This window comes from Ruegeria sp. AL11 (assembly GCF_056540865.1).
Genome location: NZ_JBQFXO010000005.1, coordinates 1 through 15,903 on the forward strand (window position 1 = coordinate 1; position 15,903 = coordinate 15,903).

At 59.1% G+C, this 15,903-nt stretch carries 13 protein-coding genes and 1 tRNA gene; 3 read left to right on the forward strand and 11 right to left on the reverse strand.

What is annotated here, in order from left to right; genetic code table 11:
* Positions 1-161: 161 nt before the first annotated feature.
* Positions 162-536, reverse strand: coding sequence for a hypothetical protein (locus ACR0IP_RS09200; protein ID WP_480525159.1), 375 nt, complete (start codon positions 534-536; stop codon positions 162-164).
* 89 nt (positions 537-625) lie between these two features.
* On the opposite strand from ACR0IP_RS09200, the gene ACR0IP_RS09205 reads away from it, so the two are divergent.
* Entirely contained in the window at positions 626-1,384 is a 759-nt protein-coding gene (locus ACR0IP_RS09205) for an alpha/beta fold hydrolase (RefSeq protein ID WP_480525160.1), read from the forward strand.
* A 9-nt stretch (positions 1,385-1,393) separates the two neighbouring features.
* Here ACR0IP_RS09205 and ACR0IP_RS09210 read toward each other — a convergent pair whose 3' ends face one another.
* The 5 genes from ACR0IP_RS09210 to ACR0IP_RS09230 all read right to left on the reverse strand — a co-directional run bounded on the left by ACR0IP_RS09210 (position 1,394) and on the right by ACR0IP_RS09230 (position 10,100).
* On the reverse strand, positions 1,394-1,771 hold the full coding sequence (locus ACR0IP_RS09210) for a rhodanese-like domain-containing protein (RefSeq protein ID WP_480525162.1): 378 nt from the start codon (positions 1,769-1,771) through the stop codon (positions 1,394-1,396).
* A 72-nt stretch (positions 1,772-1,843) separates the two neighbouring features.
* Positions 1,844-3,196: an HlyD family type I secretion periplasmic adaptor subunit gene (locus ACR0IP_RS09215; protein ID WP_480525163.1), complete on the reverse strand. Its 1,353-nt coding sequence runs from the start codon at positions 3,194-3,196 to the stop codon at positions 1,844-1,846.
* Positions 3,197-3,198: 2 nt separating this feature from the next.
* Complete coding sequence (locus ACR0IP_RS09220) at positions 3,199-5,415, reverse strand: type I secretion system permease/ATPase (RefSeq protein ID WP_480525165.1); 2,217 nt, start codon at positions 5,413-5,415, stop codon at positions 3,199-3,201.
* Between the two features lie 38 nt (positions 5,416-5,453).
* Complete coding sequence (locus ACR0IP_RS09225; protein WP_480525167.1) at positions 5,454-7,385, reverse strand: type I secretion protein; 1,932 nt, start codon at positions 7,383-7,385, stop codon at positions 5,454-5,456.
* 132 nt (positions 7,386-7,517) lie between these two features.
* The gene (locus ACR0IP_RS09230) at positions 7,518-10,100 is read right to left on the reverse strand and encodes a beta strand repeat-containing protein (RefSeq protein WP_480525169.1); all 2,583 of its coding nucleotides are present in this window, start codon (positions 10,098-10,100) and stop codon (positions 7,518-7,520) included.
* A gap of 601 nt (positions 10,101-10,701) precedes the next feature.
* On the opposite strand from ACR0IP_RS09230, the gene ACR0IP_RS09235 reads away from it, so the two are divergent.
* On the forward strand, positions 10,702-11,454 hold the full coding sequence (locus tag ACR0IP_RS09235) for a helix-turn-helix domain-containing protein (protein ID WP_170677261.1): 753 nt from the start codon (positions 10,702-10,704) through the stop codon (positions 11,452-11,454).
* Positions 11,429-11,944 carry a hypothetical protein gene (locus ACR0IP_RS09240; RefSeq protein ID WP_170554459.1) on the forward strand — a complete coding sequence of 172 codons (516 nt, stop codon included), beginning with the start codon at positions 11,429-11,431 and terminating at the stop codon, positions 11,942-11,944. The genes ACR0IP_RS09235 and ACR0IP_RS09240 overlap by 26 nt, the downstream gene beginning before the upstream one ends.
* Positions 11,945-11,955: 11 nt before the next feature.
* Here ACR0IP_RS09240 and ACR0IP_RS09245 read toward each other — a convergent pair.
* The 5 genes from ACR0IP_RS09245 to ACR0IP_RS09265 all read right to left on the reverse strand — a co-directional run bounded on the left by ACR0IP_RS09245 (position 11,956) and on the right by ACR0IP_RS09265 (position 15,870).
* Positions 11,956-12,041 (reverse strand) — tRNA-Leu (locus ACR0IP_RS09245).
* A 120-nt stretch (positions 12,042-12,161) separates the two neighbouring features.
* On the reverse strand, positions 12,162-13,280 hold the full coding sequence (locus ACR0IP_RS09250; RefSeq protein ID WP_480525172.1) for an alanine racemase: 1,119 nt from the start codon (positions 13,278-13,280) through the stop codon (positions 12,162-12,164).
* A complete protein-coding gene (locus tag ACR0IP_RS09255; protein ID WP_480525174.1) occupies positions 13,277-14,524 on the reverse strand; it encodes a D-arabinono-1,4-lactone oxidase in 1,248 nt (415 codons plus the stop codon). Before ACR0IP_RS09255 ends, ACR0IP_RS09250 begins: the two co-directional genes overlap by 4 nt.
* A gap of 88 nt (positions 14,525-14,612) precedes the next feature.
* Positions 14,613-15,134, reverse strand: coding sequence for a DUF2478 domain-containing protein (locus tag ACR0IP_RS09260; RefSeq protein ID WP_170719281.1), 522 nt, complete (start codon positions 15,132-15,134; stop codon positions 14,613-14,615).
* A 70-nt stretch (positions 15,135-15,204) separates the two neighbouring features.
* Complete coding sequence (locus tag ACR0IP_RS09265; RefSeq protein WP_170719284.1) at positions 15,205-15,870, reverse strand: NnrU family protein; 666 nt, start codon at positions 15,868-15,870, stop codon at positions 15,205-15,207.
* Positions 15,871-15,903: the final 33 nt, after the last annotated feature.

The following is a 15,903-nucleotide window of genomic DNA, read 5'->3' on the forward strand; positions in this document are numbered from 1 at the left end:
TGGCGAAGACGGCAACGCCGAGGTCGAGGCCAAGGTCAAAGCCGAAGTCGCCGACCTCTGCGCCCGCTTCCCTATCTATACGAACCTGTAATTCGTCTCGGGTACACAAAAAGAAAACGGTGCCGCACACGGCGCCGTTTTTCGTTGCAACAACGTTTGGGTCAGATGAACCCGCGCCAGCGCAGCACAATCATCGTCACTGCCGCCAAAGCGATAAGACCCAACGCGACTGAGCCAAGAAAGCTCAGAAACCATCCCAATCGTCGATCCGCCAAATTGATAGCGTTCAGATGGCTCTGCACTTCATCCGAGGCTTTCTCAAGCTTCGGCCCGTCCAGAACCAGACGCAGTTTCGGATGTTCTGCCATCTGCTCGGCCTGCGCCAACACCATGGCCTGCTTGTAGACTTTGCGTGGCAAACGCCGCTTGGCGCGGCGGACCGAGGCGATCAGCGTCTTGTCCTTGACCCCAAGTTTCTTGCGCAGCAACTGAATGGTCTGCGCGATCTGGGTCTGGATATCTGTTTCCTGGGTCATCTGCGCCTCCTGACGGGACAACTTAACCGCCCTGCACTGGGGCGACAATGGGGCTGGTTGTTCGGTGCAGTCGCGCGTATCACAAGACTATGCTGAATACGATCACCCATGGCGACCCGACGGACACCCCTCCTCTGTTGATTGCACACGGGCTTTATGGCTCGGCCCGCAACTGGGGCGTCATCGCGCGGCGTCTTTCCGACGAGCGGCAGGTGATTGCCGTCGACATGCGCAACCACTCTCAGAGCCTGTGGAGTGATGAGCACGACTATCCCGATCTCGCGTCCGATCTGGCGGAGGTGATCGAGAGCCTTGGCGGATCAGCCGATGTGGTGGGGCATTCGATGGGCGGCAAGGCCGCCATGATGCTGGCTTTGCAGCATGGGGATATGGTTCGCAAACTGGTGGTTGCTGATATTGCGCCGGTGACCTACGGCCATAGCCAGATCCAGTTCATCGAGGCGATGCGCGCGGTCGATTTCTCGCGGGTCACGCGGCGGTCGGACGCGGCTGAACAGCTGGCCGAGCGAGGGGTTGACCCGGCCTTGCAAAGCTTCTTCACCCAATCGCTGGATATCGAAGGGAAACGCTGGCTTCTGAACCTTGATGCTCTGGCGTCCGAGATGCCCAAGATCATGGGGTTCTCCGAAGTCGCCGGACACTGGGATGGCCCGGCGCTGTTTCTGGCCGGGGCTAGTTCCGACTATGTTCTGCCCGAACACCGCGACAAGATCAAAGCCCTGTTTCCCGCCGCGCGCTTTGCCAAAATCCCCGGGGCCGGGCATTGGCTGCATGCCGAAAAGCCCCGTGAATTCGAGGCCGCCGTCCGGGCCTTTCTGAACGCGTAACCTGCGTCATTAAACAGGCGCAGTCTCGCCGCCGCCGTTGACCCAATCCGTCAGACCGCCAAGGTTGTAGACCTCGTCATAGCCCATATCCTTAAGGAGTTTCCCTGCCAGCGCCGCGCGCCCTCCGGCGGCGCAATAGAGGATAGTGACGCGGTCTTTGCGCAATTCGGGGTCATGGGATTTCAACGTGTCATCGGCACGGAACTCAAGCATGCCGCGTGGGATGTGATGCGCGCCGGTTGCACATCCCGATTGCTGAAGCTCGGCCATGTCGCGCACATCCAACAAAAGCGCTCCGCCCTCGATCATCGCCTTGGCCTGTTCCACTCCGATACGCGCGACCACGGCATTGGCCGCTTCCATCATATCCTTGACTGTCAGTGGCATTTGCACTGCCCCCTCTTTGCCTACATATGCGAGGGTTAGCATGCGGCTACGGGTTGGTGTAGCCAAATCGCGCTAGTGTTCACGAAACGCCCGTGACATGCTGTCTGAGACAGGCTTGGCGATATAGGCGGCAAAGGTGCGCTCTTCGGTCTGGATCATGATCTCGGCCGGCATACCCGGAGTGGGCACAAACCCCCGGACGCGCTTCAGCTCCTCGGGTGTCAGCGAGATGCGCGCCAGGTAGACCTCTTGTGGAATGCCCTGAGAATCCTCGACCAGCGCATCGGCCGAGACATAGAAGACCTGACCGCTCAAGACCGGGGTTGTGCGCTGATTGAGCCCGACCAGGCGCACTGTCGCCTCCTGACCGGTGACAACGCTGTCGATCTCGGTGCGAGGAATCTGCGCCTCGATGATCAGAGGGGCGTCGGCGGGCAGAATCTCGGCGATAGGCTCGCCGGTTTCGATAACCCCGCCGGGCGTGTGGTAGTGCAGACGCACAACGGTTCCGGTGACAGGCGCGCGCACGACCGCGCGGGCCAGAACGCTGCGGGCTTGCCGAGATTTCTCTCGTACGCTTTCAAGGTCCGCTTCGATCACGCCCAATTCATCCAGCGCGGCCTCGCGATAGGCTGAACGGGTGCGGGAGATCTGTTCCTCGTATTTCAACAGCATCTGGTTGATCTCGGCGGCTTCGGCCTGCAAACGGGCCTGCTGTCCATCGGCCTCGGCCTGAACGCGACGGATCGTGTTGAGATCACCTTTGCGCACCAATCCTTTTTCGAACAAGGCTTCCTTTGTCTCGAACTCTTCTTGCAATATCTCCGAGCGTCTCTGCATGCTTTTCAACTGGGCTTCAAACCCGCTGGCGCGGATTTTCAGGGCCTCCATATTACGCGCCAGAAGCGCGACATCGTTCAGCAGCGTTTTGCGCGAGACATCAAAGCTGAGCCGTTGGCCATCGAGGATCGTCATCACCTCGACATCATTTGACGCCTCGATCAGGTCGGAGGAGAAGCTGAGCTTTTCGCGCTCGCCATATTCAGCCAGCAACCGTTCAGTCATCGCTTGCAGGCGGATTTTGCGGATAAACAGCTCTCTCTCATTGGCCTGGGCCGAGGTCTGGTCCAGCGTCATCAGTACCTGACCAGCCTGCACGGCTTCACCTTCCAAGACTTTGATATCCTCGATAATCCCCCCCTCAAGGTGCTGAACGATCTTGTTCCGACCGGTGGCAACAAAACTGCCCTGCGCGATGACGGCCGCCGCCAGTGGCGCGCTGAAGGCCCAGACGCCGAAGCCGCCGAAACACACGACCAGCATCACGAACCCCACCACGATCAGGCGGTTGATCGAGCGTGGAACCTCGGCATACCAGACGGTCGGCTCGGACGGAGACGTGTTGACGGGTACGATATCGTTCATGATCAGCCCCCCTGCTGGCCTTCAATACCGGGTTGTTTTCGTGGCGCATTCAGTTGCTGCAGCACCTGTTCACGCTGGCCGAACAAGGCGACGCGCCCGTCGGTCAGCAGCATGATCTTGTCCACCACATTCAGAAGTGTCGGCTTTTGCGTAATCACAACGACTGTGATCTTGCTGTCCTTGGCCTGCGCTATCGCCCGCGCCAGGGCCTGATCCCCCGCCACGTCAAGGTTCGAGTTCGGCTCATCCAACACCACCAGACGTGGGTTGCCAAAGAAGGCGCGCGCCAGAGCAATGCGTTGTTTCTGCCCACCTGACAGGGGCGATCCATCAGCGGCGACAACGGTTTCATAGCCCTGCGGCAGGGTTGCGATCATGTTGTGGACATCGGCCAGAACGGCAGCATCGTGGATTTGTTCGTCGGTCGCGTCTTCTCGCATCCGACCGATATTGTCTTTGATGGTGCCGGGGAACAGCTGAACGTCCTGCGGCAGGTAGCCGATGCTTTCGCCAAACTGGCGCGGGTCCCAGTTGCGGATGTCCATTAGGTCCAGTCGCACGCTGCCCGAAGTCGGCAGGATCGACCCCACAAGCGTCTTGCCCAGCGTCGTCTTGCCCGCGCCGGAATTACCGATGATCGCCAGCGTCTCACCGGGATTGAGCGCGAAGGTGATCCCGTTCAGCACGACGCGTTTGGTCCCGCCCGGCACATAGAGAAGGCGTTCAACATCGAGCCGTCCCTCGGGACGCGGCAGGCGCAGTTTTTCGAACTGAAGCGCGGAATTGGACAAAAGCGCGTTGATCCGGCCATAGGCCCCCCGGGTCAACAGGAAGCCGTTCCAACCTTCAATCGAGCCTTCGATGGGCGCAAAGGCACGCCCGGCGATGATCGAGGCTGCGATGACCATGCCGCCGGTGATCTCACCTTGCAGGGCCAGAAACGCCCCCCACCCCAAGATGGCGATCTGGGTCAGCAGACGCACGGCCCGCGAAATAGCAGCGAAGATCACGTTGCGATCCTGCGCGCGCACCTGCCATGTCAGAGATTGCGCGGTATCGCGGCCCCAGATCCGAACTGCCTCGGGGATCATCGCCAGCGCGTTGATGATCTGGCTGTTGCGCGACATCGAATCCAGATGCTGGTTCGCCATGGACTGGGCTTTGTTCGCCTCCGCAAACGGTTTCGCGGTCGTTTTCTGGTTGATCAGGGCAATCGTCATCAACAGCAGGGCCGTTACGACAACGATCATGCCAAGCTGCGGATGCACCAGAAAGATCATCAGAATGAAAAGCGGCGCAAAAGGCACATCCAGAAATGAGATCAGCGTGCCCGAGACCAAAAACCCGCGCACCTGCTGCAGATCCCCAAGGGTCTGATACTCGCGACCGTTGCCGTGCAATGAGGCATGGGCCGCAGCACTCAGCACAGGGGCGCCCAGCCGCGCGGCCACTTCGACCGCCGTGCGCATCAGCATGAACCGACGGACCGCATCAAAGGCCGCCTGAAAAATCACCGCTCCGGCAACGATCGTGGTCAGCATGATCAGCGTATCCAATGATCGGCTGGTCAGGACTCGGTCGCTGATCTGAAACAGGTAGATAGGAATGGCGAGGATCAGAATATTGGTGGCGCAGGTCAGCACCAGAACGAACACCAGATTGCGGTAGATCGCGCGCATCGAGACCCGCAACGTGCGCCGGAAATCCTCGGGCGGGGTTCGCTTGTGAAAGGTGTGGGGTGGCCCATTGCCGTCACCACCGCCAGATTTGGTCGGCGGCAACGGCTCGTTTGCCTTGGCCTCAATCGTAGTGCCTATTCGATCCCCACCATCTGTGCGCGCAGAGGGGGTCTTACGCGCTTTGGGTATGTTGGTGTCAACAGGATCAGAGGCCTCGGCTTCGGCCACCCCAGCGCCGCCACCTTCAGAGGTCGTATCTTGCGAAGGTTGCGGCTGTTCGCGCCGAAGGGGAGAATCGGCGCGGTGAGTGTTCTTCGGTTCTGCAGTACAGTTTTCAGCTGCTACTTTCTCCTTGCGTTTCAAGGCTTCAGGCGTATCGACGCGCAGCGCATCATGTAGCAGAAGCAAGGCTGAGCCTTTGGGTTCCTGCGGCGCATTCGATCCCTTTTCGGTACGCGGCGCCTCGGACACGGCAACGCCGCCATTTCGATCCAAAGGGCTGGAACAGATGGAGCGGCGCGACGAAAACACAATCGACATAAACTAACCTTCCGGTCACTCGCTATAATTACAGGAAATCAGGCCAGCATGGTCTGCAGGCCATCGTCAGCGCCCGCCATCTCGGTCGGGGCTGTTTGTTTGGCGACGGTTTCATGGATCTTGGCCAGCTCGCTATTGGCCTCTTCCATCAACACGGCGATGGCATCATTTGTCAGCTCAGAGACGCCCTCCTGATCTGGCACATCATACAGGCTGGCCTGATGCAGGAGCAGATCGGAATAAGTTTCCTCAGCCGCCATCACCACCGAGTCGATCCCAGCCTTGGCAACATTTGCCGCATTCAACAGGGCATTGCTGCCCGCGATGATTTCCGTCTCGGCCGCCTTGGGCCCAGACACGTGCACATCGTCCTGATCCAGCAGCATGGTAACCTGTTCCATGATGTTGACCTGTAGCAGATCGCCCTCAATTTTCAGGGCACGTATCTGCTCCATCCCAGCGAACATGGGATCGTTAAGCAATGCGTCTTCAAGTGCGTCCATGTCTGCTTCGCCCAGCGCCATGGCATTGGCCATATCCTGGTGCAGCACCTTGTGGCTGTCCTCGCCCGTTTTCGAAACGGAGGCCTCGTTCATGACAAGGTTTTCATCACCCTGCGCCGAGATCGAGCCGCCCGATACGATATCGTCGTCCATTAACACGTTGGTCTGGAAAAGCATATCGACGGATATCATGTTGCCGCCGATCATGATCACATCATAGTAGCTGCCCAGCTGGACAATATCGGTGACATTGACCATCTGATTGTCGCCCATCGCATAAAGCGTCGTGCTGGCCGAGATTTCGGCCTGGATGTGGTCGATATCCGTGGCGTCGATCTCTTGCTTGATGAAATTCGCAACGACCAGATCGCCACTGATCCAATCGACCGAGGCAAAGGCGGGTTGTCCTTCGACCCCCTCAGCCTGGTTCAGCCAATAGGCGGCTTTCGCCTCAACGCCGACCGAGGCTGACTGCACCACCTTGGTTCCGCTGCTCCCGCCTTGTTCGATCTGGTCCCAATCGGAAATCACAGCGACCTGGCTGATCACAGTCAAATCCATCGCCTTGCCGCCTACGGCTATGTAGGGCGCATCAATCCAGGCAATCGTTGCCGCCACTTCGTTGACCGCAAGATTTCCGCCCGCGATGACCATATGGCCGTCGGCAAATTCTTCATCTTCCGAGCGATCCCATTCTGTGGGCAGCATATCCGGCGTTTCGGTTTCCTCATCTGGTTGGTGATAGGCCGGAAGCAGGTCGTCCCATTCCAAAGCCTCTTCAACCTTTTCGCCGTTTATGATCACACCAACGGCGTCTTCGCCGTGGAATTGGTGAACCGTGACACCTTCGATCTCGGAGTTCATCGGGTTCACAATCTGCTCGGCAATCTCAGAGAGCAGTTCAAGCGAAGCATAGTCGGCCAACGCAAAGGACGGCGCCGCCACCGCATGGAATGTCAGGGCGGTCTCGAGCATGTCCTGCCCTGCACTGATCAGGGCGTCGACATCGCGGAACTCCCCTTCTCCGACGACGTCATTGTCGCGCAGGAACAGTGTCTGGAACGTGTAGGTGACTGCTGATCCAATCAGTTCGTTCTGAAACTGGAACAGCATCAAGGGCGGTGCTTCCGACGGACCCAATGCCGCCTCGCGTACCGCCTCAGAAGGACCCTCTGGTGGGTCGAGGAAAATGTTTGTCTCATAGTTCGGGCCGTTTGCCGGGGGTGGTGGCGGCAACTCGGCCGGAGGTGTGTTGAATTTGAAAGGGATCGGGGCATAGTTACCCGGATCGGCCTTCAACGTGGCCTTGACCTCAATTCTTGTGGGGTCTGACAGATCTTCAAGTTCGACTTTCCGCCGCAGCGCGGTGAACTCTTCATACTGGTCTCTCAATCGTCCTTGTTCGATTGTCAGCTCAAAAGTTCCAACAAAATGTGCAATCGTTTCAGTAATACTGTCGAGGGACATATTAAGGTTCCTTGTCACCCGCTACGGCCGAAAATTTCCGCTTTGGGTTTGCTAAGCCGGGGCCACGTGGCGCGCCCCCGGCGGTTTTGAAGAAAGCTCGGGCTCTGAAAATGGCAGAGCCCGAAACGGGTCTTAGACCTCGGTATCGTCGCTGGCGTAGGACGACGTCATCGAGCCGCCCACCATGGTCGTATCGACCGAGTTACCAAGGACGTTTGCGCCCATGACGATCGACTGGTTGAACGCCGCCGTATCGACAACAGCCGCAGCCGAGGCATAGGATTCGCCGTTCACGATGCCATCGCCACCGTTGTCGGAGCCCCAAGTACCGGCGTTTCCGCCTGCACCACCTGCGCCAGAATTGGCGCCCGAGGCTTCGCCACCGGTATTGGTTGCACCGTTTGTCATGCCGCCGGTCGAGCTTCCCATGACGGCGCCGCTGGTGCCGCCAGCCGCTGTGGCCGCTCCACCATAGCCACCGTCTCCGGACATGGCCGAACCTGTCGCGCTGCCGGTTCCGGTCGAGGTCGCATCATTGTCAGCCGACCCTGCGCCGCCATATCCGGCAATCGCTTCGGCCAGACTGTCAGCGGTTCCATCGGTGTCAGCTTCTGCAAACACCTCGTTGTCACCACCATCGCCAGCTGTGTTGGTCGCATCCGCAGATCCGGCGCCACTACCGGCCGAGCTCGATGTCGGCGAGGTCATGCCACCTGCACCGCCAGTACCTTCGGCAGTCGATTCACCAGTTCCGGTTGCTTCGGCCGTGCCATCGGTCGCATTGCTGCCACCGCCGCCGCCCGATCCATCCGGAGTTTGCAGGTTGTTGGTCGCACCTGTCACGTCACCCGGGCTTTGCGAGATGTCAGGACCTGTCGCAGACTGATCACCAACGCCTTGCGCGTCCGAACTTGTGTCAACGCGGCCACCGCCTGCACCACCAGCACCTGCACCGCCGGGACCATTCCCGCCCATGCCCGTGCCACCGGTGCCTACACCGCCCGGACCATTACCGCCCGAACCCGCACCGCCTGGACCATTGCCGCCAGCACCTGTGCCGCCCGGACCGTTACCGCCAGAGCCTGCGCCACCGGGGCCATTGCCGCCAGAGCCTGCTCCGCCAGATCCGGCGCCACCGGTTCCAGTTGCATCTCCGGCTGTGCCGCCACCGCCCGTTGTCGGATCAGGATCAGCCAGATTCAGACCAAGACCAAGATTCTGCTGGTTCAGCGCAGACAATGCGCCTTCGGCTGTTCCAGAGGCTCCGCCAGAGCCTGTGCCGCCTGGGCCAGCACCACCCGGACCATTGCCGCCGGAACCTGTGCCGCCTGGTCCGTTACCACCGGTGCCCGAACCACCCGGTCCGTCACCACCAGTGCCGGATCCGCCCGGTCCGTTACCGCCGGTCCCGTCACCACCCGGCCCATTGCCACCAGTCCCAGTACCACCGGAGCCGCTACCGCCCGGACCATTGCCGCCATCTGCGTCATTGGCCCCCATAGCGCCAGCACCCGCGATCCCAGCAGCATTGTTGCTGCCAGCGGTCGCGCCGTTGGCCTGGTTGCTGCCAGAGCTTGTGTTGTCGGCACTACCGCTGGATTGTGCATTGCCGTCGCCAGCGTTCGAGCCTTGTGCAGACGCATCAGTGCCCGCGAGACCAAGGCCAGTTCCCATCGAATCGGAGGTATTGTCGCCGCCATCCGCATTGCCGCTCGCGTTCGAGCCGGACAGACCAAGACCAACACCAAGACCCAGAGATCCAGCCGCGCCGCCTTCTCCACCATCGCCAGAGCTGCTTGCACTGGACGTTCCGGAGTTCGTCGCGTTCGAGGTGCTGTTGGCGTTGCCGCCAGCGGCGCCAGTACCGTCACCATCCGACTGCGCCCCTGACAGGCCTAGACCGATGCTGCCGTTATTCGCTTCGCCCGAGCTTGCGCCCGCTCCACCGGTTGCCGCGCCGTTCGCATCTCCGGAGTGGCCACCGAGGGCCATCGAAGTGCTGCCATGAGTATCACCCCACGCATCACCGCCATGGCTGGTGCCACCGCTGCCAGACGCTCCACCATCGGACGATGTGTCGATACCCTCTTCTGCAGTCGCGGTGCCGCCATTGGCATCACCATTCTGTTCGAAGGTACCGGAGTTGGACACGGTCGCACCGTTCAGCGTGTCATTGTCCGTCAGGCTGGCATACTGGTTGTTGAACGAGGCCATGTCATTGCCTTCGCCGTTCAACGAAATATCCAGATTCAGATCGTCACCGGGATCATAGTTCACGTCGTCTCCGGCCGTGATCACGTCACCGGTCGAGGCATCGTCGCCGATGTCCACGTCAACCTTGTCGTCGTCGCGCGGAATCCACTCGCCTTCACCAAAGTCGATATCGACCCGGTTCACATTGTCATTGGTGCTGTTGCCATTGTCGCGAACGGTATTGCTGTCGTTACCACCATTGGTGTTGCTGTCATTGCCACCGTTCGTATTGCTGTCATTGCCGCCATTGGTGTTACTGTCGTTGCCACCATTGGTGTTGCTGTCGTCACCGCCGTTTGTGTTGTCGACAGACTGTTGTTGTTGCTGTTGCTGCTGTTGGGCGTTTTCAGCCATCTCCAATTCAGGATCTTCAACACCCGGGTCTTCAACGACCGGGTCCATGTCTTCGACATCAATTTCTTCGACGGTTGTGACTGGGGATAGAATTCTACGGTCAGACATATTGATTTCCACTCTATTGGCGCACCTGACCACCATTCATCTCAAAGGTGGTTACTCGTGCGGTTGAAACAAAAATCCGCACGGTATGCCTGAACGCATAACCCTGCGGTCTGTTGGTTCCGAGCTTTCTGCACCTCCTTTCCCGGCTAAGCCGACGTCCCCGCTGAAAAGAGATTCGCGAAAATGCGCGAAAAGCGGGCGTTAAAGGAAAAACCTTCGCAATCTGAAGTAGAGGAAGCGTCGCAGCCTTTGACAAAGCTGCCAAGCTATCGAAAAGCTCTAGAACGTCTAGCCTGTTGAAATCCGGGGATATTGCGGGAGTGGTCGGAGTTTTCGCTAAAAAATCCGACCTAAAACCCTACCAATTGGGCTTAGACGAAAGAAGCCGTTGAATTCCCTCTACTTACCCGAAATCACCGGAACACAACCCTAATCAATGGTTCTAGGACCAAGTATCAAATCCGAATATCCGGTTGCTGACCCCCTACATTTCATCTACAATAAGTCTATATTTTTAAGACTATTTCGGCTTTCGAACTGCCCGAATTACTTGTGTGAAAAACTGCGAATTGCAGTTCGGTTTTTTAGTGGGGGGACAGTAATGATTGACTCGTCTGAGCGTGACTACGCCTACCAGAATATCAAGACCGAAGACCTTTCAATTCACTTCATTGGTCGAGAGCTTTTTCTCTCCAATCAAACCCTCAGAAGCGTCCAGAACGAATTTGACGTTCGCGCGTCGCGTTTCGATTCACTGGACGACCTAACATCTGCCAAAGCAAATGCTAGCCGCGTTCTGGTCGTAGATCAGGTCATGCTGGAGGATCTGCTGGAACGGCCAAGTAAATACGCGGCACAGGTTCCGTTTGGATGCCTCGCGTTTTCTTATCGCAAGGACGCCGCAGCCCGGCATCTGTTTGAACGCTGGGATCGCAGTCGGTACGGCGAGATCGGCTTTCTGCCTATGAACGTCGCCCCTGATGTGTGGCGGTCGATCCTGAGGCTTCTGATGCATGAGCAGCTGCACCTGCCCAGCTTCCTCGCGGATTGTGTCGCGGGCCCTAAGGCGAACCCCTGCAAGGCCCCAGCATCATCTGTAACGCCCAAGCCCGCCGACTCACAGCAGGTTGAACTCTTCGACAGGCTGACAAAACGGGAAAAAGAGGTCCTCAGGTTGGTGTCTCAAGGTCAGAGCAACAAGGTCATCGCCGCCGGGCTGGGGATTACGGAACATACCGTCAAGTTGCATATGCATAACGTGGTCGGCAAGATCGGGGTCAGCAACCGAACTGCGGCTGCTCATTTCTATTTCGAGGTTGCGCCGTTTGATGCGCAAAGCCCACGTGTTGGCTGATCTCGTGGAAGAACGGTTTGACCGGCTGATCCTGTTGGTGGGGCGGCTGAACTATATGTGGACAAACACCGAAAGCCTGCTGATCCACCTAATTGCGGGTCTGGCGGGAACAAGCAAAGACTCTGCCGTTATCATCTTTCTGACCCTGAACACGACCCGCGCCCGGATTGATCTGGTTGAGCGGCTCGCGAAAATGGATGGCCGCCCCGAGGGTATTCGAGACCCGATCCTGGAGCACACAAAACGGCTTGGGAAACTGTCGGGCATACGCAACCGGTTCAATCACTGCATCTATTCCTTCGATCCAGAAAGCGGCAACCCCAAGACCATTCTGATGCGCATTGCGGATCGGAAAACAGACATAAAAATGGGTCGCACGGATACTCTGGATGGTGAGGCCCTGCGCGAGATCGAACAGGTTGTCGAAGACCTGTCCACCCTGAACCGAGATATCTGGCAGCTGATCACAAGGCTCGACTATCCGGTCTAAGGAGCTGTGTGTGGTACCCGCGGCCGGACTCGAACCGGCACGGCCTTCCGGCCCAGAGATTTTAAGTCTCTTGTGTCTACCATTCCACCACGCGGGCAACCTGTGTCGACCCGTGGTCGGCACGCGTTGAGAACTACGCCCATAGCTTTGCGAATTCAATGCGCTTCGCGGTGAAAAACGGCTGAAAAATCGCACAAGTATCGCAGTGTTATCGGAGTCAATTCGGCAAGCAGGGCCATTCCGCGATCACCTGCCCCTCTCGCACCGCTAAAACCGTTCCGAACTGGTTCAGAACAGCCTCGCTCTGGCTCGGGCGGATCAACGCGATGTCACCGGGTTTGACGGCATGGTTAGAGCGGCCGGTCCAAACCTCCTGATTGCTGGACCGCCCAAAGACCGAGGAATAGGTGAACCCGCCGGGGTGTACGGGTTGGCCGGGGAAATGCCCTCCGAAGATCGCGATATGGGTTTTGCGCTGGGGTAGGAATTCCAATCCGGGCAGAGGGTTTGACGGCATGGTCTTGAGGACAGGGGTGGCCAGAAACGCAGCTGGTTGAAAGCCAGTAGTGGTCGCGTGGTCGAAATCGGATGGCTTTACGAGGACCGATCCAAACGCAACCTCGGTGGCTGGGCCGGGCGCGCGGTAGCTCTGAAATGTCAGGCTGCCGCCGGTGTTCAGGCAATAACCCGCGCCTTCAGGCAGTGCAGCCACGGCATGTTCAAACGCTTTGGCGCTGGCCTTCGTTGCCCGCGACTTCAGGAGACCGGGTAGCTTCGCCAGATGCGCCTCATACCCCACAAGCCCGCTTAAACGAGCGTTTGGATGCGCAGAGATCACCCGTGCGAGTTCGGCAACCTGATCCACTTTCAACCCGCCACGGTGCAGACCAATATCCACCTCAAGCGAAAAACGCAGGGACGTTTGGCTTGTCTCCGCCAAAGCCAGATACTCGCGCAGGCGTTCGGGGGTGTCGATCAGCCATTGCACCCGATCTGTGGCGTCCGGGAGGGTCTGCAACACACGCGCGGCAGAGGTGGCGGGCAGCGGTTTTCCGATCAGATGTTCCGTGTCTTGTTCCGCTTGCAGCAGAGCCGATAGCATCGGTTCGGAAAAGCTCATCAGGCCTGAGCTGGGGATCAGCCCGCGGATATGATCCAGCAAGGGCAGGCAAGGTAGGGATTTTGCGACCAAGCGCCGGTCCAGACCGGGGTCAGCTGCGGCCTGGGCTGCCCGGCAATTTACCTCGACCCGATCCAGGTCTATTGCGACGACCGGGTGGTCGACCCCGTACTTGCGCAAGATCTCGGACAGCCGGTTGAGGTAGGGATCGCTCATGGCCGGAACAACCGGGCCAAGGCGGGCGTCATGAATTTGCCCTGCGGGTCCAATTCCTCACGCAGGGCGCAGAACCGGTCGAAATCCGGGTACACGCCGGACAAGTCTTTGTAAGAAAGACTGTGCAACTTGCCCCAATGCGGGCGCCCTCCGGCCTCAAGAAACAACGGCTCCAACGCGTCGAAATAGCGGCTGTGATCTTCACCCGCATCCGTGTGCAGCGCGATCGAGATCCGTGGGCCACCCTGAAACGGTGACAGGCAGGCTGTGTCACCTGCCGTCTGGCGCACTTCGATCGGGAAATAGATGTCCTTGTGTTCACGCTCCAGACGGAGAAAGACCTCGGCCAACACATCAACGGCAACTTCAACTGGCAGATGATACTCCATCTCCTTGAACCGAATATGTCTGTCGCTGCACAGCACCCGCCAGCTTTCACCGACGTAGTCCTCATCCGATTGAGCCAACGTGAGCAGGTTCAGCAACAGCTTGCGCAGACCGGGGTTGAAGCGTCCCGCGTTGCGGGCGAGCTTCAGCACCTTGACCGCCAACATATCCAGATCGCGCGGGGCCTTGCTTTCGGGGGCATCGGTGACGGCATGGCGCAGCTCGACCGCTTTGCCGGTGAAGGGGATGTAGAAGAACTCGAAATTCCGGTTCTCGGCCCAATTCTGATGCATGTTGGTCAAGACATCCGACAGATCGGTCAGCGTGACCTGACGGCGCAGATTGTATTTCGGTACGACATTGATCCGCGCCTCGGTCAGAATACCCAACAAGCCCAACGTCACCTGCGCCATCTCCAGCGGGATTTGCGAGGTAGTCAGAATGTTACCGGTCGCACCTATGAACTTGGCATCTGTAATCTCGGCCGCGAGGCAAGGCAAAGTTCGTCCGGTGCCGTGAGTAGCCGTGGACGCAGCCCCAGCCAAAGACTGCGTGTTGATGTCGCCCAGATTGCGGAACGCCACGCCCTGCTTGGCCAAAGCGGGCGAAAGGTCACGCAGACGTGCATTGGCATTGACCCAGACCTGCCCATCTTCGACCGGTCCAACCGTAGGCAAATGCAACTCCGACAGATCCAATATCCGCTCGGCCCCGCCTACGATTGGGGTAAAGGAGTGCCCTGCCCCAACGACCCGCACGTTTGCGGGCTCCGCCACCGTCGCCCGCAGCTGTTCCAACCCCACAGGGCGCGCAATCGGAGCGGTGGCGGTTTCGTTACCGGCCCAGTTTGTCCACATGCCTAACATCCTCCCCAAGCGAGGATTGCAGCCAAGGCACGGCCAAACAAGTCAGGATATCAGCGTATTACGCTACGTGAAGCAGCCCTCAGGCGGCATCTGCCCGCTTGGCTGAGACCTTTTCGAACCAGCTGACAATAGCCTCAAGATCCGGGGTCAGTTGTTCTGCCGCGCCACCCGTGAAGGTCTGAAACTTCTCATCATTCAACCCGTTCACGCCCAGTAGAACGGGGATGTCCTGCGCCAGCGCCTCGGCGATGACGGGGCGGAAACCGCGCCCGTCGGCCTCGTGTTTACCGAACTTGTTGATGATCATCAGCTGTGGGTCATCGGTAAGCGTTGCCATGACCTGTCCCACAGCCTGTTCGAGCGCCGCAGGGTCCAGACGGCAGCCGCGCGCATGCTCGCCTAGGGATTGCGAGATACGGATGGTCTCGCCATCGGGTAGTACCTGCACATCCATATCGCATTTGCTGCTATCGGTGCATTCCGTGTTGGTCTGCACGACCCCCGCCAGTTTCGCCCCACGCGCCAGCAGATGTGCGGCCACGGCGCTTAACAAGCGGTCGGTCGCGCCGCGATCGGTGGTGGTAACATAGGCCAGATGCATTTTTGGACCTCGTAAGTCAGACTTCGGCATATCAGATAGCACGGGACACGCGGGTCGACCACTCCTTGCGTCAGGGAAGTGGCGAGACGCCGATCACAGCACCGTGCAAGCCGATGAGAACGGCAAAGACGGCAAGCGCGGCAAGCCACACGTGAAGGGGCGGCCACGGTGAGGGCGCGCGCAGCGAAAACCGAGCGGTATTGCGCGACAGGCGAGGCCAATCTGCCCCCAATGACCGGGCCGTCCGGCAGTCGATCAGCGCCATGCCCAGCGCGGCAAAACCGGCGAAAAGGCCAAATAGGATCACGTGAGACAAACTGCCATTCGCCAGAAGATGCGCCCCGGCCCACAGCATCAGCGCCGCCAGAAGCGGATGGCGGGTGGTACGCAGAATACCGGGGCGGTCCGGATCAAAAGCCGCCTTCCCCAGCCCACCAAAGGAAAACGGGTTGCTGATGGTCAGTCCGGCCACAGCCAGCCAGCACACCACTGGCATCACGACCAACGGCACCCAGCGCAGCACCGGCCACGGAGGGATCACCTCGACATAGGGCGCATTCGCCGCGGCCACGATCAGCCATGCAAGGACAACGAGAGACAACAGCGAATACGCCAGCAGATACCCCTTTTGCCCCAGAAGCGTGACCAACCTGGCCCTCACCGGCGCACGCGCGGGAATGGCGTGGCTTAGGAAAAACGCCGTCAAAGCCGATATGAATGGCACCCAACTGGACATGGACTCTCCGATAGATGTTTAGACCCGTGTAGC